Genomic DNA, 18,439 nt, shown 5'->3' on the forward strand with positions numbered 1-18,439 from the left:
AGCCTGTCAGAAGCTTCCTAAAGTTGATCTGTCTCAAGAGCCAGTACCCAGCGGTTGAACGGCGCTGAGCCCGCCAAACCCAGCACGTCAAAGAACACCCATTTCCGAGTCTTTACCGAAAAAGACTGAACGGCTTGTCCGGGGGTAACCCTCTGTGCATTGCTGGTCGATATGACCTCACCAGACGTGCTTCCAATGTAAGGCGAGTTTCTGGGGTCAAGCAAACCGACTTGCAACGTCCCGCAAGCGTCCGGAAGGTCCAAAGATAATGTTTCACCCGTTGCCAGGCGGCCCACGACCGTTCCATCAAACAAGATTGCCAGCGGGATAGCCTGGCCATAGGCGCTGTCAAACATTCCTTTCTTGCGCTGAATGGTGATGTCCATGTGCTGTCCTTAAGGTGCTCACTACACAGAGTGTAGTTGCACGCTTACGACGCACTGCGAGCACGCGCACCGAAGTCTGGAACGCCCTAATTTGGCAGGCAGGTGGAATGACCGCTTCTGGCCGTTCTCTGCCGATCATGGCCAAGAAGCAACCGGCTCAAATCCGATGCAGTGGGTGGTCAGAACGAATGCAACTCACTGATCAGGTCGAACGCAAACGCCTGATCAAATGCAGTGCAATTTCTCCCCCACACAAATCACGAACTCTGCCGATCAATATCGCGCCGCAGAACAACAGCGGTAGTAATGTCCTCAACATAATCGTGACTGGCGACGGCATCTCTGACCCGGTTCAGGTCATCGATGGTTCGCGATTCGATCTCGATGACCAGGTCGAGCTGGCCACTGACCGAGGACACGCGGCGGACCTGCGAGTTTTGCGCAAGCAGGTCGAGCAGGCCCATTGCAGGCGTGCGCTTAAGGCAGACCAGCAGGATGGCGCGAATCACGTTGGCGTCGATTTCGCCGATATCCGCCCGGTATCCCCTGATCACGCCATTGCGTTCAAGGTTGATGACCCGTTCGCTGGTCGCGCTTCTTGAGAGCCCGATTCTCGCTGCCAGAGCCTTCAGGGCAATGCGGGCTTCCTTGGAAAGAATTTCGAGAATTTCGCGGTCTTTCGCATCCAGGTCGCGCATCAGAACTCCCTAATTTTGCTGCCGAAATTGTGCCGGTCGATTCCGGCAATATGCAGGCGCAAGCCGACCGTATACCTACTGCCGTCCCGGGCGTTGCGTGCCAAGCTATCTGAAAAAAATGGCCTGGAAAACAACTACCATGACAAATCTCTCGCATCCTGCCCCCCAGTTCTCGACCGGGGATGCCGAAAAACTCAGTGAGCAGCTTTTCAACGTTATTGGTACGGCCACGCCGCTGGATGGCGAGCGCGACCGCAACTACCGGTTGAACACCGGAACCGATGCGGGATGGATTCTGAAGGTCGTCAACTCGACGGAGCCGCGCGTTGAAAGCGAGTTTCAGACGGCCATTCTCAGCCATCTCGCCACTCATAATCCCGAGCTTGCCGTGCCTTTCCTGAAGAAAAGCCTTGCCGGTGAATTCCTTGCCACTGCGCTAGCGCCCTCGGGCGAAAGCCATGCGGTGCGCCTGGTGAGTTGGTTGCACGGAACGCCGCTGGCCGAGGTCAGGCGTACCTTCGAATTGATGCGCAGCCTGGGCCAGTCGTTCGGTGAGATCGACCGTGCGCTTCAGGGCTTCATTCATCCGGGCGCGGTGCGGGATCTCGACTGGGATTTGCGTCACGCCGCACGTTCGCGGTCGCGCCTGCACTTCGTCAAGGATCCCGGCAGAAGGGCGATTCTGGAACGCTTCATTGAAAGCTTCGAACAAAACGTCCAGCCGAAGCTTTCGCGCCTGCGTGCGCAAGTCATTCACAATGACGGCAATGACTGGAACATCCTCGTCGACTCGCACAATCATCAGCGCGTCTCCGGCGTCATCGATTTTGGCGATGCGGTCCATACGATCCTGATTGCCGAAGTCGCCATTACCTGCGCCTATTCCATTCTCGACATGGAAGACCCGATCGGCGCGGCCGCCGCCCTCACTGCCGGTTTCCATGACAAGTACCCTCTGCAGCCGGAGGAGCTTGACGTCCTGTTCAATCTCATTGCGATGCGCCTGGTCACCAGCGTCACCTTGTCGGCCTCGCGCTGCGACCGTACGCAAGACAATCCCTACCTTGGCATCAGCGAAGCGCCGGCCTGGCGACTGCTGGAAAGGATGGACCGCATGAACCCCCGGCTGGCGACGGCGATCCTGCGCAAAGCCTGCGGTTTTGACGCGATCGAAGGCGCGGGTGCGGTGCGTCGCTGGGTGGCGGAAAACAGCAAGTCCTTCGCCGATATCGTGCGTCCATCGGCGGCGACCATGAACAAGGTCATTGCCCCGTTCGGCGACGCTTCGCATGTGATGACCATCGCTTCAGCCGAGCGGCGTCCAGCCCAGGCAACCCAGTGGTGGAGTGATTTTTCTGCCGAGCACAAGGTGCCGCTCGGCATCGGGCCATGGGGCGAGGAACGGACCATCTACACCGACACGGCGTTTGAGTCGCGGTTCATCGAAGGGCAGCGGCGGATCATTCACCTCGGTGTCGACTTGATCATGCCCGCCGGAACGCCGCTCTATACGCCGGTTGCCGGTGTGGTGCAGAGCGTCGAGGTCGAGCATGAGCCGCTGGGTTATGGCGGCTTGATCATGCTCAAGCACTCGCCCGAAGGTTGCCCGCCGTTCCTGACGCTGTGGGGGCACATGGCCCATGAAGCCCTGGCGCGGCTCAAGCCCGGTGACTGCCTGGAGGCTGGTGCGCTGGTCGGATACATGGGCGCGGATACGGAAAATGGCGGGTGGATCCCCCATGTGCATTTTCAGATGTCCACCGACACCGGGCTGAAAGCGGGCGAGTTCATCGGCGTGGGTGAGCGGGCTTATCTTGAGGTATGGGCGGACCTGTTCCCTGATGCATCGACCCTCGCGGGGATTCCTGCGGAAACCTACAGCCAGGACGGACGCACCAAGGCCGAGCTTGTGGCCAAGCGCAAGGAGCTGTTGCTGCCCAACCTGTCGATCTCCTATTCGGACCCGATCAAGTTCGTTCGCGGTGACGGGGTCTGGTTGATCGACAACTTTGGCCGGGCGTATCTGGACTGCTTCAATAACGTCTGCCATCTCGGCCACTCTCACCCGGACGTGGTGCAAGCGCTTTCGCGGCAGTCTGCACGCCTGAACACCAACACGCGCTACCTGCACGACAATATCGTCGAGTATGCAGAGCGGCTCACCGCCACTTTGCCTGAAGGTCTGGCGGTCGCTTCCTTCGGTTGTTCGGGAAGCGAAGCCAACAGCCTCATGCTGCGTATGGCGCGCAATCACACCGGGCGTAACGATGCGATCGTGCTGGATTGGGCTTACCACGGCACGACCCAGGAACTGATCGACCTGAGCCCCTACAAATACAAGCGTAAAGCCGGTAAGGGGCGGGCAGACCATGTGTTCGAGGCGGCGGTCCCGGATGCCTACCGGGGTGTGGATCAGTGGGCGTTCGAGGAACTTGGCAAGCGTTACGCCGAGAGCGTGGCGGATCAGATCGAGCTCATGCGCAAGCAGGGCAGGGCGCCGGCGTTCTTTCTGGCGGAGTCCATTCCCAGTGTCGCCGGGCAACTGTTCTTCCCGGAAAACTACTTGAAAGAAGTCTATGCAATGGTGCGTGCGGAGGGCGGTCTTTGCCTGGCTGACGAAGTCCAGGTCGGCTTTGGTCGTGTAGGCAGTCACTGGTGGGCTTTTGAAACCCAGGGTGTGGTGCCCGATGCAGTGTCCATGGGCAAGCCCATTGGCAACGGCCATCCCATGTCGGCAGTGGTGACCACGCGGGAAATTGCCGACAGCTTCAATAACGGCATGGAGTACTTCAATACCTTTGCCGGCAGCCCGGTTTCATGTGCGGTAGGGCTCTCGGTACTCGATGTGATCGAGCGCGATAACCTGAAGCTCAACGCACTGACTATCGGCAACTATCTGCTCGATGGCTTTCGCAAGTTGCAGCAGCGCTACGAGGCAATTGGGGATGTGCGTGGGCAGGGTCTTTTCCTCGGGATAGAACTTGTCACGGACCGCAAGAGCAAAGTGCCGGCCACGCAGTTGGCCAAACAAGTAGCCGATGGTGCCAGGGAGCGGGGCATTTTGATCGGTACTGAAGGCCCCCATGACAACGTCCTGAAGATGCGCCCATCGATGATCTTCAGTCAGGCCAATGCTGATTTTCTGCTCGAGGTCCTGGACGACAGTTTCAGGGCCGCACTCCGCTAGTTTCGCAGGCCCGGCATAGTGTCGGCCAACTCCGGCAATGTGTCAGGCAGGCTGACACCTTGCCGGGTGCTTTCCAGAAGTGCCTATGCAAGACTTTTCATGAAGGCCGGCTGAATAACTCCAAGAAAATAAAAAACAATTCTTCCAAGGTGCCATCCAATGCTAACCAAAAAGCTCAAGGGTTTGATTGTCGCTTCTACCGTGGCGGCAGCGGCGCTACTGTCCACTGCGGTTGTTCATGCTGATGATTTGAAGTCGATCCAGGATTCCAGGGAAATCCGTATCGCAATGAGCGGTCAATACTCGCCCTTCAGCTTTGCCAACGAGCAGAACCAGATTGTCGGATTCGACGCTTCCATCAGCGAGGCACTGGCTGAGCGGATGGGGGTAAAAGTGAAGATCATCACCACGCCGTTCGACGGGATCATTGCCGGTCTTCTGGCGAAAAAATATGACGCCATTATCGCGTCCATGACCATTACCCCGGAACGGCAGAAGGCCGTGGATTTCGTCGGGCCCTATTATCATGCCGGCCGCACGATCGTGGTGAAGGACGATTCTTCGATCAAAAGCCTCGATGATCTCAAGGATGTGTCTGTCGGCGTGACCCTCGGCGACGCTCACGATAAATGGGCCAGGGCTCGCGGCAACCTGAAGGTCAGAACCTACAAGGGCCTTCCGGAAATGCTGGTCGACCTGGAGGCCGGGCGTATCGATGCGATTGTGATGGACAGTGTTCCGGTGCTGGTCGCCGTCAAGGAAACCGGGCAGAAAGTGCGCATCATTACTCCACCGGATAGCGATGGTGCTCTTGAGGGAATGGGTATTGCGTTGCGCAAGAATAACCCTGAACTCAAGGCGTCGATGCAGAAGGCACTTGAAGACATGCTTGCCGATGGCACCTACGAAAAGATCTCGATGAAGTGGATTGGCAACGATATCCGCTAATTCGTATTTAGCATGGCTCGACTTACCGTCGAGCCAGCCAATCAGACTTTTCCGAGTGTGCTCATGGATCTGACTCTCATACAACGCACATTCCCGTTTTTCCTGGAGGCGGCCTGGATTACGGTGCAGATCTCTGTGCTTGCTCTTGTGCTTGGGTTTCTGGTCGCCATCGTGCTGGTGGCTGGCCGGTTGTCCACGGTTCTCGCCTTTCGATGCCTTGCCAGACTCTACATCAGCGTTTTTCGCGGCACTCCCTGCCTGGTCCAGCTGTTCATCATCTACTTTGGCGGGCCGCAGATAGGGCTTGAACTGGAGCCGTTTGCGGCAGGCGTAATCGGCCTGGGCCTGAACATCGCTGCCTACATGGCCGAATCCATTCGGGGCGCCATCAGCAACGTAGACCCTGGCCAGGAAGAAGCTGCGCGCTCGATCGGTTTCGGGCGCGGCCAGACGTTATGGTTTATCAAGCTGCCACAAGCTGCGAAGTTGATGATAAGACCGCTGGGGGTGAACGCCGTGGCGCTTATCAAAGGTTCTGCACTGGTGTCGACGATCTCTGTGGTTGAACTTTCATATACGGCGCAACGCTTTATCAGTTCAACGTACAAGCCTTTTGAGATTTTCATGGTGTCTGCGCTGCTTTACATCGTGATGGTCTACTCGGTCAGATTCATTATTGACTATCTCGATAATCGCTTCGCGGCAAGGTGAGAGCATTCCTATGCAAAGCCTGGACCTCAGTATAGTTACACCTTATTCCGAGCTGCTTGCGACCGGTCTTTGGTGGACGGTCGTGATGTTTGTAAGTTCCAGCCTGTTGAGCTTGATGGCCGGGATAGCCTTTGCACTCATCGTTCTTTATGCGCCCAAGGTGTTGGCGCTGCCCGTGCGTTTCATGACCTGGTTGTTGATGGGTACGCCACTGCTGCTGCAGTTGTACGTGATTTATTATGGTCTTGTGCAAGTGGGCATCGATATTCCCGCACTGGTGGCGGGCATCATTGGTCTTAGTTTGCACTTTGCCGTCTACAACGCCGATGTCATTCGTGCCGGCGTGGTGTCGGTAGACCCGGGGCAGGTTGAAGGTGCGCGTTCCATTGGTCTCAGCCGTGGACAGACCCAGCGTTACATCATCGTGCCGCAGGCACTGCGCAGGACTATTGCGCCGCTGGGAAACAACCTGATTGTGCTGTTGAAGGACACCTCGCTGGTTTCCATCATCGGTATTGCCGAGTTGGTCTACAGCGCGCAACTTGCCGTCAGCGAGACCTATAGCCCGTTCGAGTTTTACCTGACTGTTGCGGTTATTTACTATGCAGCCAATCTTGTTCTGGAAGGCGGCCTGCATCTTCTCGAAAACAAGGTAGAGATGTCACGATGATCAGCAAGCAATTCATGGTTGAAGTGAAGGGCGCCCGCAAGGCTTACGGAGCACTTGAAGTACTCAAGGGCATCGATCTTTCCATCTCTCGCGGACAAATCATCGCCATCATCGGCCCGAGCGGTTCTGGCAAAAGCACGCTCCTGCGCTCGATCAATCACCTGGAAGTGCTCGACGACGGCGAGATCTGGCTGGAGGGCGAGCAGGTCAACCGGCCATTGAAAGGTCGTGCGTTCGAACAGCACATCAATGCCGTGCGTCAGCAGATGGGCATGGTGTTCCAGCACTTCAACCTGTTTCCGCACCTGACCGTGTATGAAAACATTGCCCTTGGCCCGGTGAAACTCAAGGGCCTCGGCAAAAAAGCCGCTCGTGAACTGGCAATGGAATACTTGTCGAAAGTCGGCCTGGCCAGCAAGTTCGATGAGTATCCTTCTCGCCTGTCGGGCGGCCAGAAACAGCGTGTCGCCATCGCCAGGGCACTGGCGATGCAGCCGAAAGTCATGCTGTTCGACGAGGCGACATCGGCACTGGACCCCGAGCTCGTCGAAGAGGTCAACCTGGTCATGAAGCAACTCGCTGCGGAGCACATGACGATGTTGATCGTCACTCATGAAATGCGTTTTGCCGGCGAAGTGGCAGACCGGATTGTCTTCATGGACGGCGGGGTGGTGGTCGAGGAGGGGGCACCCGAAGAGATCCTGCAAAACCCGGTTCAGGAGCGAACCCGGTCGTTCTTGAAGAAGCATTTGCACGATAGGTAAGGTGCGCTTTCGCTTCTGAACCCCGGCGGCTGGCGTGATTAACGCCTTGTTAAATTTATTGACTTCAAAGTCAGCTTCTAGAAAGATGCAGGCCGCCAGACCTGTTTCGATCTTTGCGAACCTCAATCACGTAGCACTGACCACGCCTGCGAACCCGCAGGCGTTAAATTTCGCCTATCGCTATATACAAAAATATATAGCGATAGGCGAAAACGTCAGATCACGAGGGAATCAGGTCCATGGACACCAAAAAAACAAGAGCCCCACACCGGAGTAAACACAATGAAGCTGCAACCCCTGGCCCTGGCCATCACCCTGGGTGGCTTGACCCACCAGGCCATCGCCGCCGGTTTTATCGATGACAGCAAGGCCTCGCTGAGCCTGCGCAATTTCTATTTCAACTCTGATAACCGCGAAAGCCAGGGCAACGTGGGCAATGCCGCCTACACCAGCCAGGCCAAGGAGTGGGGGCAGGGGCTGCAACTCAACGTGATCTCCGGATTCACCCAGGGCACCGTCGGTTTTGGCCTGGATGCCATCGCCATGACCGGGCTGAAGCTCGACAGCGGCGGTCGTGCGGGCAAGGTGGGGATCGACCGCACGCCGGGCGCGCTGTTTCCTACGGACAGCGACGGCCACGCGGTCGATGAATATTCCAAGGGGGGGGTGACCGGCAAAGTGCGCATCTCCAAGACCGAGGCGCGCCTGGGTACGTTGCAGCCGAAGCTGCCGGTGATCAACTTCAACGACGGTCGCCTGCTGCCGCAGACCTTCGAAGGCGGGCAGATCACCTCCAGCGAGATCGACGGCCTGACCCTCACCGCCGGCCAATTGGAAAGCACCAAGACCCGCAGCTCCACCGACGATATCGACCTGCGCATCGGCGGTGCGACGCGTCCCGCCGGCACCCCGGCGAGCACCGCGCTGGCCGATTCGGACAGCTTCGTTTTCGCCGGCGGCGACTACAAGATCAGCAAGGACCTGACGGCCCAGTACTACTACGGCAGTCTCGAGGATTTCTACAAGCAGCACTTCCTCGGCCTGATCCACACCCTGGCCATAGGCCCCGGCGCGCTGAAGACGGACCTGCGCTATTTCAACAGCAGCGCCGATGGCAAGAACGGCAACGCGGCCGGACGTGCCCAGGGCTACAAAAGCAGCGGTTTCTGGCGCGCGGGGGATACCCACGCCGGCGAGGTGGACAACAACACCTGGAGCGCGCTGTTCACCTACAGCCTGAGCGGCCATGCCTTCAGCGCGGGCTATCAGCAAGTGTCCGGCGACAGCGCGTTCCCGTTCGTCAACCAGGGCGACGGCGCCACGGCGTACCTGATCACCGACCGGCAGATCGGCAAGTTCCTCAGTGCCGGCGAGCGCACCTGGCTGGCCGAGTATGGCTATGACTTCGTCGCGCTGGGCGTGCCGGGGCTCAAGACCGTGGTCACTTATCTGAGCGGCGACAACATCGATTCCGCCGCCGGCGATCGCAAGGAATGGGAACGCGATTTGCGCATCGACTACGCGCTGCAAAGCGGCCCGCTCAAAGGGTTGGGCGTTTCCTGGCGCAACGCCAGCCTGCGCGGCAATGCCAGCAGCGATCTGGATGAAAACCGCCTGATCCTCAGCTACAGCCTGCCGCTGCTTTAACCACGGCGTAGCGGTCCCGGGCTGGCGGTGCGCTCTCCGGGACCTGCAGGTGATTGGTCAACCACGACAGGAGCATCGCCATGCGTTCCATTTTTTCGACTGTGCAAAGCCTTATTCGCCCCGGCGCCAAACCCGTGTCGTTGCCCGCCGCGAGCATCGATGTGGCCGGGCAGGCACTGGAGGTGGTCGGGCAGGTGCAGAACCCGCTGCGCCTGAGCGTGGCCGACTTGCAAGCCATGCCGGGTTATGACTGGGTGACGCTGACCAGCAACACCTGCGAGGGTAATCCGCAGAAAGCCCGGAAAAAGGGTTATCGCGGGGTACTGCTGCGCGAAATCGTCCTCAAGGCCGGGCTGCAGAGCGACGATCCCAAGGGCTGGAAGCGCGCCTATGTGGTGGCGCGCTCCAGTGACGGCTATGTCGCGCTGTTCAGCTGGAACGAACTGATCAACACCGACGTGGGCGATGCGGTGCTGGTGGTGTACCGACAACACTCGCCAGAGCAGGACGCTTGCGGCGAACACCTTTCATTGGTCTCGGGCAGCGATCGTCATTCCGGGGCGCGTCAGGTGAAGTGGTTGCGCAGCATTGAACTGTGCAGCATCTTTGGCTGACTCACTCATAACGCAGGACCGAGGACACGCACATGCCAGTCCGCAATTCGCTTGGCTACGATCGACACCCGTCGGTCGAGCAGGTATTGGCCGGCGAACAGTGGCCGCCCGAATTCGAAGTGGCCCTGAAGGATTTGCTCGAGCAAATGGCCAATGCCGGACATGAGGTCACGCTGCACAACCTCGGCCGCTTCCTCGGTGACTTTGTGCCGCGCTACACCCTCGATCGTGCCGAGGAATGGCAGGAATGGGCGACCCGGCGCTGGGTCTCGCAGACCAAACCGGCGCTGGTGGACAAGCTGGCGGATGTCTTCATCGGTGGTCAATGACACCGCCGCATCCAGTAGCTAGCAGCCTGGTGAAAGGTCGTGATTTAGACTAAACCCGGGTATCGAATCATGGGAGTGACAAGCGTGGCGCGATTGCTATGGACTCGATGATCACGGCCGCCGCCCAGGCGCTGGCGGCGGGCGATCCACTGGGCGCACTGGACCGCGTGGCCTTGCGCGACGACGCCCCGGCGCTGGCCCTGCGCGGTATCGCCATGGCGCAGTTGGGCGATCTGCTGCGGGCCCGGGCGCTGGTCAAGCGTGCGCAGCGGGCCTTTGCGCCCAAGGAAGTGCTGGCCCGTGCCCGATGCGTGGTGGCCGAGGCCGAAATCGCCCTGGCTTCGCGCGAACTCGGCTGGCCGGTCAAGGCGCTCGAAACGGCGCGGGTCACGCTTGAACAGCACGGTGACCGGGTCAATGCCGCCCATGCGCGTTATCTGCAAATCCGCCGTCTGCTGTTGCTCGGTCAGCTCGATGAGGCGCAGCAGTTGATGGCCGGGCTCGACCCCGGCCCATTGCCGCCGGCGTTGCGCGCAACCCATGAGCTGGTGCTGGCGGGGATCGCCATTCGACGCCTGCAATCAAACGCGGCGCGGGACGCGTTGACCAGGGCCGGGCAGGCGGCCGGACAGGCGGGGATTGCCGCGCTGATGGCCGAGGTCGAACAGGCTGTACGCCTGCTCGACGCCCCCGCGGCACGCCTGATTGCCCAGGGTGAGGAACGACCGCTGCTGCTCGATGAAGTTGAAGCGTTGCTCGGTTCCACGGCGCTGGTGGTGGATGCCTGCCGGTACGTCGTGCGTGGCTGTGGCATGTCGGTGTCGCTCGCGACGCGGCCGATCCTGTTCGTGCTTGCCCGCACACTGGCCGAGGCGTGGCCCGCCGACGTTGCGCGGGAAACGCTGATCGCCCGGGCGTTCCGCTTGAAACTCGCGGATGAATCCCATCGCGCCCGGCTTCGGGTGGAAATCGGCAGGTTGCGCCAGGCGCTCAAGCCGTTGGCCGGGGTCATCGCGACGAAGCGCGGTTTTGCTCTGCAATCGCCGGTCTGTACGGATGTGGTGACGTTGGCGCAACCGATCGAGGAAAAATTTGCCGCGGTATTTGCCTGCCTCGCCGATGGCGAGTCGTGGTCGAGTTCCGCCCTGGCATTGGCGCTGGGTACCAGCCAGCGCACGGTGCAACGGGCGCTCGACGCACTGGCGGTACAGGGCAAGGTGCAATGGTTTGGCCGTGGTCGCACTCGGCGCTGGATGACACCGCCGGTGCCGGGATTCGCGACGACCTTGTTACTCCCGGCGCCGCTGCCCGGTGGCTAGGATGAAGGCCACCAACCCCAACGAGGAATGCCGGAATGAAACACGCAACTGCTGAAATCATTCGTGAATATGGCCCGTTTGCCGATGTCGACCATGTGTGCGGCGTCACCTGGGACGGCGAAAAGGTCTGGTTCGCCTGCAACGACAAAATCAACGCCCTGGACCCGCAAAGCGGCAAGGTGCTGGGCTCCATCGATGTCGCTGCCCATGCCGGCACGGCGTTCGATGGCGAGCATCTGTTCCAGATCGCCGAAGACCGCATCCACAAGATCGACCCGCGCAGCGGCCGCATCCTCTCGACGATTCCTGCGCCCGGCGCGGGCACCGATTCGGGGCTGACCTGGGCCGAAGGGACGCTGTGGGTAGGGCAGTACCGCGAACGCAAGATCCACCAGATCGACCCCGAGACCGGCAAGATCCTGCGCACCATCGAATCCAACCGCTTTGTGACCGGGGTGACCTGGGTGCAAGGTTCGCTGTGGCATGGCACCTGGGAGGGCGATGAAAGCGAACTGCGGCGCATCGACGCGCAAACCGGTGAAGTGCTGGAAAGCCTCAAGATGCCGGAGGGCGTCGGCGTGTCGGGACTGGAGTCCGATGGCGGCGAGCGGTTGTTCTGCGGTGGCGGGGATAGCGGCAAGGTGAGGGTGGTGCGCCGGCCTTCGCGGGGATAATCCTTGTAGGAGCGAGCTTGCTCGCGATTGCAGAGTGTCAGGCACCATCGATATTGACTGATTTGACGCCATCGTCGGAACGCCGCCCGGGGCAAGCCCGCTCCCACAGTGATTTCGGTTGCTCGCAGATTCCGCGTACACCCAATAACCCTGTGGGAGCGGGCTTGCCCGCGATGGCGGTGGGTCAGGCACCATAAATATTGAAAGTGCCTCAGTCGCTCTGTGGATGCTGATCGTTGACGTGATACCAATCCGCTTTCGAGTCGACATGCGTCATCTCCCTGTCGATAGTATTTTTGTTTCCTGCCGGGTTTTCTGCTGGTCGAAATCGGTCTAAAAGCCCGGTTGGAAAACGCTCCTGTTTTGCTATCCTCAACCCTGTAGGTGAAGACGCAGACTGATGCGCAAAAGGATAGCAAGGAGACGTGGGGCGCGTTCCGAAGGGTACACGGTTAGAAAGATCCCCGCGCTGGGATCCAGCCCTTATGCCGTGTGAAGCAGAAGAGTTCCATTACAGTTTCACGACTCTTTTGTGGGAGGCCTGATAAACCTTGTAAGCCGGAGACCAGCACCGGCCACCTACTTGTTACATTCACCCACAAAGCCCGCTCAATGCGGGCTTTTTAATGCCCGCACGGTGGGGCTGGCCGGGGATTCAAGTACCTGTAGGAGCCGGCTTGCTGGCGATGGACCCAAGTGCGCCGAGTGAGTCCAGATAGCACGCGTTATCGTTAACGACCCTCGCCAGCAAGCCGGCTCCTACAAGGGACCTGCCCACGCCGAAATGAAGTGACCTCCAAACCTGTTAATGCCCGCACGGTGAGGCTGGCCGGCGGTTCAAGGCGCGCCGAACAGCATTGTCCAGTAAACACCATTGTCGCTGCGAGCGTTGGCGGCGTAAGCGGCACCGACCTGGGTGAACATCGGGTTCATCAGGTTGGCGCAGTGCCCGGGGCTGGCGAGCCAGCCGGCCATGGCCTTGCTTGGGGAGCCTTGGCCGGCGGCGATGTTTTCACCGATCTGCCGGCCACGGTAACCGGCGGCCCGGGCGCGGTCGGAAGGCATGTCGCCGTCGGGATCCTGGTGGGCGAAATAGTTGCCGTAGGCCATGGCCTTGCTGTGGCTTTGTGCAGCGGAACCCAAGGCCGAACTCCAGGACAGCGGTCGCGCGGCGGCGAAACGCTGGCGACCGCACAGGCGCGGTTTGCCCCGGGCTGCGTTGACCTGCGCGAGCAACGCCTGTGCGGCGCTGCGTGGATCGCCGGTCTGTCCGTCGAGCACCGGCTTGGCCAGCACCACCTGCCACTCGCTCCCCGAACGGCTGACGCCGATGTCTGCGTACTGGTTGTCGAGCAGTGCGGCGCAGTGCTCGTCCTGGAACATATCGAAGGCTTCTTCGGCGTCCCGTGCACCCACCACGCGGATAGAGCGCACCATGGTTGCCTGATAGCCGGAAGCCTTCAGCCGGTCCCGCAGCCCGCCGCCATAGCCAACGGGCAAGGCCAGGTTCGACTTGAGCGTCAGGGGTGACAAGCGTTGCGCGGGCCGCCGGTCGCAGCGTTGCGGATGGGCGCGGTAGTCGTTGATGGCGTCGACCAGTTGCCGTTGCCCATCGGCGTGGGCGGGGCTGGCGAAAACGGGGAGCAGGGTAAACAGGCACAGCGAAGAAAAGCGCAAGGCAACGACGGTTTGGCGCATGGACGGACAACTCGGATGAGATGACGACGATAGGAGAGGAAAAACGCTGGGGTATGACTGGCGTCCTGGAACAAGGTTCACGGCGGGCGTGAACCTGTTTATTGTCGGAGTCAAATGTCCGACGAAGGGTATTGAAACGGCTGGGCAACACGGCCCCCCTGTAGGAGCGAGCCTGCTCGCGATGGACTCAAATACAACGCGTTGAATCAGGAAGCACGCGTTATCGTTAACGTCCATCGCGAGCAGGCTCGCTCCTACAGGGTACAGAGTACAGGGGCGTGTCAGCCCACGCAGGCGTACACCACCAACTCCACCAGCATTTCCTCCCGGGCCAGCCCTGCCACGACCATGGCGGCGCGATTGGGGTAGGGCGCCTGAAAATACTCGGCATAGACCGCATTCACCGTTGCCAGGTAACTGCGGTCGGTGACGTAGATCAGCACCTGGGTGACCGCGTCCAGCGAACTGTCGGCGGCCTCGAGGGTATGGCGCAGATTGTCCAGGGTCTGTCGGGTTTGCGCTTCGATGCCGCCGCTCACCACCTGGCCCTGGCGGTCGATGGGAATTTGCGCGGTGTACAGCGTGCCGTTGCCGACAATCGCCCATTCCAGAGGCGCGCGCGAGGCAAAGAGATCGGTCTTGATCGCCTGTTTCATTGATGATTCCTGATGCAATTTTGAAAGGGGTTTTACCGGGTGTCGCTGCCTTCGCCGGCGCCACGGCGACGGGATTCTTCGGTGCTTTCCACCAGCACCCGCTCACCGAGTTTTTTCAGTTGGGCCCAGACTTCATCATCGACCTGCAGCCCGCCCGCGGGTGTGGCCTGGCTGTGTTCGAACGTCGGGGTCGCGTCTTCGGCACTCAGCCGTGGCAGCAGCGCGAAGTGCCTGGAAATCAGCACATTGATGCTTTGCTCGTCGCCCTGTGCCGGTTGCGGCAGGTCATACACGCGCAAGGCCGGGCTGGTCTGCCCGGCGCTGAAGGTGGCGACCAGTTCCTGGCGGGCATCGCGCCAGTACACACAAAAATTCAGGCCCTGTCCGGCACAGCGCGCCAGGTAGCCCAGCAGCAGGATGCGGTTGTGGCAATGACGGATGCGGATCAGTGCAGTGCCGCCACGCATGGCCTTGCCCACCCCCAGTTCGATAGCCTGGGCGGCGCAGCGCAACACGCTTTGGCCATGGGCATCGAGGGTCAGTTGCGTGGCGTCTTCGTAGCAGGTGTCGATGGGGCGATCGACTTCATCGTGAAGAAAGTCCAAGGCCTTTTTCAGCGCGCCGATGCCGTCGAGGCCTTGCTGTTGCAGCCTGGCGATCATCTCGGCGGCGTCGTCGCAATCACCGGGCGCAAACCCGATGCCTTCGAAGGCCTTGCGGCAGATCACCTGGATTTCATTGAGCGATACACGCATTTCAGAGTGCTCCGGCAGCGTTGGTCAGTTCAGGCATGACGGCGAAATTCCAGTCGTCGGCGAACGGCTGGCCGATCTCGCTGACCAGTGGGGCCCCCTGGAACAGAGTGATGCGCACCCAGCGGCTGGACTTGGGGTCGAACTTGCCGGCGCCGAAGAACGCCAGCTTGCAGCGCAGCAAGTGGATCGGCAGCATGCTGCGGTCCATCAGGTTGGCGCGGATCTCGCCGAAGGCGCAGCGGGCCATGCCTTGCAGGCGGCAGACCGTGCCTTTGAACTGCGGCTGTGCCAGCAGAAAGTGCGCGGTCAATTGCCGTGGGTGTTGCTCGCGATAGGCCAGCAGGGCGCGATGACAGCGTTGAATGTTGTGTGCGATCCCCAGTTGCATTTCCTTTTCTGCACCCGGTTCCATGGCCCGTTCGCCCAGGCGTGGTTCTTCCTTTTCCGCCGAGCGATACCAGAAAAAGTGGTTGGCCTCGGCGTCGTTCAAGTCGTAATCGAGCGCCCAGCGGTAGGTGCTTTCGATGAGCCCGCACAGCTCATCGAGTGGCATCTCGGCGTTCAGGCGAAAGCCTTCGTTGACCGACATCTGCCCGGCCAGCGGATCGACCTGTTCGGGGTACAACTCCAGCAGCAGGCTGACCAGCAGTTCCTGGCAACCGGCACCCACGTTCACGTCGGCCCAGGCTTGCAGTTGCGACCACAAACCGGCGTTGACGGACTGGCCCGCGAACCACTCGGCCAGTTGTTCGAGATCGGCCAGGGTCTGCTGGTCGATTGCGCTTTGCCGTTGGTCCTCGGTGCTGGTTTGCTGCAAGTGCCGGCGGGCTCGAAGCAGCAACGCCTGAAAGCGCTGCGCCCGAGGCACGTCAGCCGCTTGGGCCAGCACCAACCCCAAGGCCGTTTCTCGAGCCCAAATCCACTGGCTGACCAGTTGCGGGTGATTGATCAGGAACGGCGCCATGCCCAGCCCCGTGGAGTTGCCGACTCCAAGGTAACGCTGCAGGGCAGGGTCCAGGCCCACCGCCCGCTGCGGGTTGCGCGCCCGGGCCATGTGTTCGATCTGTTCGATGCTGAAATGCCGCAGCAGGTACACGGTAAACATCTGCGCGCTGAAGGGTTGCGTGAAGTCCGCCGTGTCTTGCAGGCAACTGAAGTCGGCGATGCCGAACTTGCCGTTGCCGTACACCGCGGTGGTGCGATACAGGTAGCCGACCTCGGCCAGTTGCCGAGGGTCCGGCTGACAGCCTTCGGCCAGCGCTTCGAGGAATCGCTCGAAGTTGCGCAGGCTGCGGTTGGCCCGCGACAGCACCAGCACTCGCGAATCGAATCGCCCGGCTTCCTGCAGCGGCACATTGCGTCGCAGGTCGGCCAGTTGCTGCTCGTCGACATCGCCGGCGAGCAGGACAAAACTGACGTCCCACTGATCGGCGATGACCCGGTCGCTGCGCTTTTCCGGGGGCAGGTACATGGAGAAAATCACGCAGTGATAACGGGCACTGGCGGTGTCGATGCGGTAGATCGCCGTGCCGAAGCCCTCGGCGTCCAGATCGAAGCAGGTGCGCTGGATGCGCCATTGCTCGTTCATCATCCGCCGCATGCTGCTGCGCACGAAACTCAAGCGGCTTTGAAAGTGACTGCCCAGCCGCTCCAGGTCCATGACCCGGGTGGCGGGCCGCAAGGCTGAAGCGGTGTGTGTGTCGGTGTGCGACATCGTTGCGATTCCTGAACGGTTCATATCAGACTGCCTGTTCGCGAGCCATCTGCCGGGCGATGCGCAGTGCATCCCAGAGCGATGGCAGGATCAGCAGTGAAACCGGTACGGCGGTAATTACGATAAAGGATTGCAGCGCCGTGACCCCGCCCGAACCAATGGTGATCAACACCACGGCGGCCAGGCCCATGCCGATGGCCCAGAAGGCCCGTAGCCATGCCTTGGGTTTGTCATTGCGGGACATCGCCATCGCCACGGTGAACGCCATCGCATCGCCGTTGGTGGCCACCGAGATGAAGCTCAGGAACAGGAACAGCGCCGAGATCAGCCCGCCCAGTGGCAGGTTCTGGGTCACGCCCAGCAGCAAGTCTTCGGGTTGTGCGCCGTGGGCGGTGACGATGCCCGGCGTGTGCAATTCCATGCCGATGCCGGCACCACCGACGATGGTGAACCAGAACATGGTCACCAGCGGGGCGATGATCGACAGGGTCATGATCACTTCGCGGATGGTCCGGCCACGGGAAATCTTCGCCACGTACAGGGCAACCATCGGCGCGTAGCCAATGAACCAGCCCCAGTAGAACACCGTCCACCAGTCGAGCCATTTCGGGTCGGCGCGGAACAGGGTCATCGGGATGAACTGCTCCAGGTGCAAGGCGAACGCGCTGGGAAAACCGCCGAGAATGAACGCGGTGGGCCCGAGCAGCACCATGAACACCGCCAGGCCGATCATCAGCCAGACGTTGATCCCACTGACGAAGCGGATGCCCTCGAGCCCGACCAGGCAGGAGATGGTGTACATCACCGTGACCAGCACGATGGTGATGGACTGCACCACCAGGTCGTTGGGAATGCCCCACACCGAGTGCAACGCGCTGCTGATCTGCAGGCCGAGGAAACCGATCGGGCCAATGGTGCCGGCGACCACGGCGATGATCGAGGTGGCGTCTGCGAGGGTGCCGATCGGCCCCTTGAGCGCGCGTTCGCCGAACAACGGATAGAGCAAGGTGCGCGGTGCCAGCGGCAGGCCTTTGTCGTAATGCAGATGCATCAGCACGATGGCCAGCAGGCTGCCCAGCACTGCCCAGGCCAGGAAGCCCCAGTGCACGAACGATTGCGCGAGCGCAGCATGCCCGGCGGCTTCGGTGTGCGGCTGCACCCCGGCGAACAGCGGCGGCGGGCTGGCGAAGTGCATCATCGGTTCCGCTGCCGCCCAGAACGCGCCGCCGCCAGCGAGCAGGGCGCACATGATCACGGCGATCCAGTTGAAGGTGCTGGTATCGGGGCGCTGGTCGACGCCGCCCAGGCGTACCCGCCCGCATTTGCTGAAGCAGATGAACAGGCTCATGGCGAAGGTCGCGAGCATCAGGATCTGCCAGTACAGGCCGAAGAACTTCGTCGACCAGGCGAACAGCGTGTTCACCAGGTGCGACACGCCATCGATGTCGACCAGCGCCGCGATCAGGAAGGCGCCGAGGAAGCCGCCACTGATCAGGAACAGCGGCCAGTCGATGTCTTTTTTCGGCGGTGCAAGGTCCATTGGCTGGACGTCGGATTGCAGGGTGTCGGAAGTTTTCATGATGCCTCCAAAATACGCGCCTGGGGCTGTGCATCGCCGGTCGGGGAGATGAACGGGAGGCTATTGTTGTTATTTTTCATGCTGTCCTCA

General features: G+C 60.7%; 17 protein-coding genes. 10 read left to right on the plus strand and 7 right to left on the minus strand.

Annotation, left to right across the window (positions count from 1 at the left end; translation table 11 throughout):
• Positions 1–17: 17 nt before the first annotated feature.
• Together EI969_RS12920 and EI969_RS12925 are read right to left on the minus strand one after the other, a co-directional pair.
• Positions 18–386, minus strand: a complete 369-nt coding sequence (locus tag EI969_RS12920; RefSeq protein WP_160388158.1) for a hypothetical protein — start codon at positions 384–386, stop codon at positions 18–20.
• A 257-nt stretch (positions 387–643) separates the two neighbouring features.
• A complete protein-coding gene (locus EI969_RS12925) occupies positions 644–1,084 on the minus strand; it encodes an Lrp/AsnC family transcriptional regulator (RefSeq protein WP_150715073.1) in 441 nt (146 codons plus the stop codon).
• Between the two features lie 139 nt (positions 1,085–1,223).
• On the opposite strand from EI969_RS12925, the gene EI969_RS12930 reads away from it, so the two are divergent.
• The 10 genes from EI969_RS12930 (at position 1,224) to EI969_RS12975 (ending at position 11,947) form a co-directional block, all read left to right on the plus strand.
• A complete protein-coding gene (locus EI969_RS12930; protein ID WP_160388187.1) occupies positions 1,224–4,271 on the plus strand; it encodes an aminotransferase class III-fold pyridoxal phosphate-dependent enzyme in 3,048 nt (1,015 codons plus the stop codon).
• Between the two features lie 159 nt (positions 4,272–4,430).
• Positions 4,431–5,219: an ABC transporter substrate-binding protein gene (locus EI969_RS12935; protein ID WP_160388159.1), complete on the plus strand. Its 789-nt coding sequence runs from the start codon at positions 4,431–4,433 to the stop codon at positions 5,217–5,219.
• 63 nt (positions 5,220–5,282) lie between these two features.
• Positions 5,283–5,930 carry an amino acid ABC transporter permease gene (locus tag EI969_RS12940; RefSeq protein WP_150715070.1) on the plus strand — a complete coding sequence of 216 codons (648 nt, stop codon included), beginning with the start codon at positions 5,283–5,285 and terminating at the stop codon, positions 5,928–5,930.
• A 10-nt stretch (positions 5,931–5,940) separates the two neighbouring features.
• Positions 5,941–6,600: an amino acid ABC transporter permease gene (locus tag EI969_RS12945; protein WP_150715069.1), complete on the plus strand. Its 660-nt coding sequence runs from the start codon at positions 5,941–5,943 to the stop codon at positions 6,598–6,600.
• A complete protein-coding gene (locus EI969_RS12950) occupies positions 6,597–7,364 on the plus strand; it encodes an amino acid ABC transporter ATP-binding protein (protein WP_160388160.1) in 768 nt (255 codons plus the stop codon). The genes EI969_RS12945 and EI969_RS12950 overlap by 4 nt, the downstream gene beginning before the upstream one ends.
• A 282-nt stretch (positions 7,365–7,646) precedes the next feature.
• Positions 7,647–9,011, plus strand: coding sequence for an OprD family porin (locus EI969_RS12955; protein WP_160388161.1), 1,365 nt, complete (start codon positions 7,647–7,649; stop codon positions 9,009–9,011).
• An 80-nt stretch (positions 9,012–9,091) separates the two neighbouring features.
• Entirely contained in the window at positions 9,092–9,625 is a 534-nt protein-coding gene (locus EI969_RS12960; RefSeq protein ID WP_160388162.1) for a molybdopterin-dependent oxidoreductase, read from the plus strand.
• A 32-nt stretch (positions 9,626–9,657) separates the two neighbouring features.
• Positions 9,658–9,954 carry a hypothetical protein gene (locus EI969_RS12965; RefSeq protein WP_160388163.1) on the plus strand — a complete coding sequence of 99 codons (297 nt, stop codon included), beginning with the start codon at positions 9,658–9,660 and terminating at the stop codon, positions 9,952–9,954.
• Between the two features lie 98 nt (positions 9,955–10,052).
• Positions 10,053–11,273, plus strand: coding sequence for a helix-turn-helix domain-containing protein (locus tag EI969_RS12970; RefSeq protein WP_160388164.1), 1,221 nt, complete (start codon positions 10,053–10,055; stop codon positions 11,271–11,273).
• 35 nt (positions 11,274–11,308) lie between these two features.
• Complete coding sequence (locus tag EI969_RS12975) at positions 11,309–11,947, plus strand: DUF5074 domain-containing protein (RefSeq protein WP_160388165.1); 639 nt, start codon at positions 11,309–11,311, stop codon at positions 11,945–11,947.
• A gap of 837 nt (positions 11,948–12,784) precedes the next feature.
• Here the strand turns inward: EI969_RS12975 and EI969_RS12980 are convergent.
• From EI969_RS12980 to EI969_RS13000, 5 genes are all read right to left on the minus strand, one after another.
• A complete protein-coding gene (locus tag EI969_RS12980; RefSeq protein ID WP_160388166.1) occupies positions 12,785–13,645 on the minus strand; it encodes a CAP domain-containing protein in 861 nt (286 codons plus the stop codon).
• A gap of 281 nt (positions 13,646–13,926) precedes the next feature.
• Positions 13,927–14,301 carry a RidA family protein gene (locus tag EI969_RS12985; RefSeq protein ID WP_160388167.1) on the minus strand — a complete coding sequence of 125 codons (375 nt, stop codon included), beginning with the start codon at positions 14,299–14,301 and terminating at the stop codon, positions 13,927–13,929.
• A gap of 32 nt (positions 14,302–14,333) precedes the next feature.
• Complete coding sequence (locus tag EI969_RS12990) at positions 14,334–15,056, minus strand: DUF3726 domain-containing protein (RefSeq protein ID WP_160388168.1); 723 nt, start codon at positions 15,054–15,056, stop codon at positions 14,334–14,336.
• 1 nt (position 15,057) lies between these two features.
• Positions 15,058–16,770, minus strand: coding sequence for a hypothetical protein (locus tag EI969_RS12995; protein WP_160388169.1), 1,713 nt, complete (start codon positions 16,768–16,770; stop codon positions 15,058–15,060).
• Between the two features lie 25 nt (positions 16,771–16,795).
• Entirely contained in the window at positions 16,796–18,349 is a 1,554-nt protein-coding gene (locus EI969_RS13000; RefSeq protein ID WP_160388170.1) for a BCCT family transporter, read from the minus strand.
• Positions 18,350–18,439: the final 90 nt, after the last annotated feature.

This window comes from Pseudomonas sp. PB101, from assembly GCF_009764265.1.
Taxonomy (GTDB): Bacteria; Pseudomonadota; Gammaproteobacteria; order Pseudomonadales; family Pseudomonadaceae; genus Aquipseudomonas.

What these genes read in the sequence shown, in the direction of transcription:
- EI969_RS12920 (WP_160388158.1), bottom strand. Translation starts at nt 386, where the DNA reads ATGGACATCACCATTCAGCGCAAGAAAGGAATGTTTGACAGCGCCTAT.
- EI969_RS12950 (WP_160388160.1), top strand. Translation starts at nt 6,597, where the DNA reads ATGATCAGCAAGCAATTCATGGTTGAAGTGAAGGGCGCCCGCAAGGCT.
- EI969_RS13000 (WP_160388170.1), bottom strand. Translation starts at nt 18,349, where the DNA reads ATGAAAACTTCCGACACCCTGCAATCCGACGTCCAGCCAATGGACCTT.
- EI969_RS12980 (WP_160388166.1), bottom strand. Translation starts at nt 13,645, where the DNA reads ATGCGCCAAACCGTCGTTGCCTTGCGCTTTTCTTCGCTGTGCCTGTTT.
- EI969_RS12985 (WP_160388167.1), bottom strand. Translation starts at nt 14,301, where the DNA reads ATGAAACAGGCGATCAAGACCGATCTCTTTGCCTCGCGCGCGCCTCTG.
- EI969_RS12955 (WP_160388161.1), top strand. Translation starts at nt 7,647, where the DNA reads ATGAAGCTGCAACCCCTGGCCCTGGCCATCACCCTGGGTGGCTTGACC.
- EI969_RS12940 (WP_150715070.1), top strand. Translation starts at nt 5,283, where the DNA reads ATGGATCTGACTCTCATACAACGCACATTCCCGTTTTTCCTGGAGGCG.
- EI969_RS12970 (WP_160388164.1), top strand. Translation starts at nt 10,053, where the DNA reads ATGGACTCGATGATCACGGCCGCCGCCCAGGCGCTGGCGGCGGGCGAT.
- EI969_RS12990 (WP_160388168.1), bottom strand. Translation starts at nt 15,056, where the DNA reads ATGCGTGTATCGCTCAATGAAATCCAGGTGATCTGCCGCAAGGCCTTC.
- EI969_RS12965 (WP_160388163.1), top strand. Translation starts at nt 9,658, where the DNA reads ATGCCAGTCCGCAATTCGCTTGGCTACGATCGACACCCGTCGGTCGAG.
- EI969_RS12945 (WP_150715069.1), top strand. Translation starts at nt 5,941, where the DNA reads ATGCAAAGCCTGGACCTCAGTATAGTTACACCTTATTCCGAGCTGCTT.
- EI969_RS12975 (WP_160388165.1), top strand. Translation starts at nt 11,309, where the DNA reads ATGAAACACGCAACTGCTGAAATCATTCGTGAATATGGCCCGTTTGCC.
- EI969_RS12930 (WP_160388187.1), top strand. Translation starts at nt 1,224, where the DNA reads ATGACAAATCTCTCGCATCCTGCCCCCCAGTTCTCGACCGGGGATGCC.
- EI969_RS12960 (WP_160388162.1), top strand. Translation starts at nt 9,092, where the DNA reads ATGCGTTCCATTTTTTCGACTGTGCAAAGCCTTATTCGCCCCGGCGCC.
- EI969_RS12935 (WP_160388159.1), top strand. Translation starts at nt 4,431, where the DNA reads ATGCTAACCAAAAAGCTCAAGGGTTTGATTGTCGCTTCTACCGTGGCG.
- EI969_RS12925 (WP_150715073.1), bottom strand. Translation starts at nt 1,084, where the DNA reads ATGCGCGACCTGGATGCGAAAGACCGCGAAATTCTCGAAATTCTTTCC.
- EI969_RS12995 (WP_160388169.1), bottom strand. Translation starts at nt 16,770, where the DNA reads ATGTCGCACACCGACACACACACCGCTTCAGCCTTGCGGCCCGCCACC.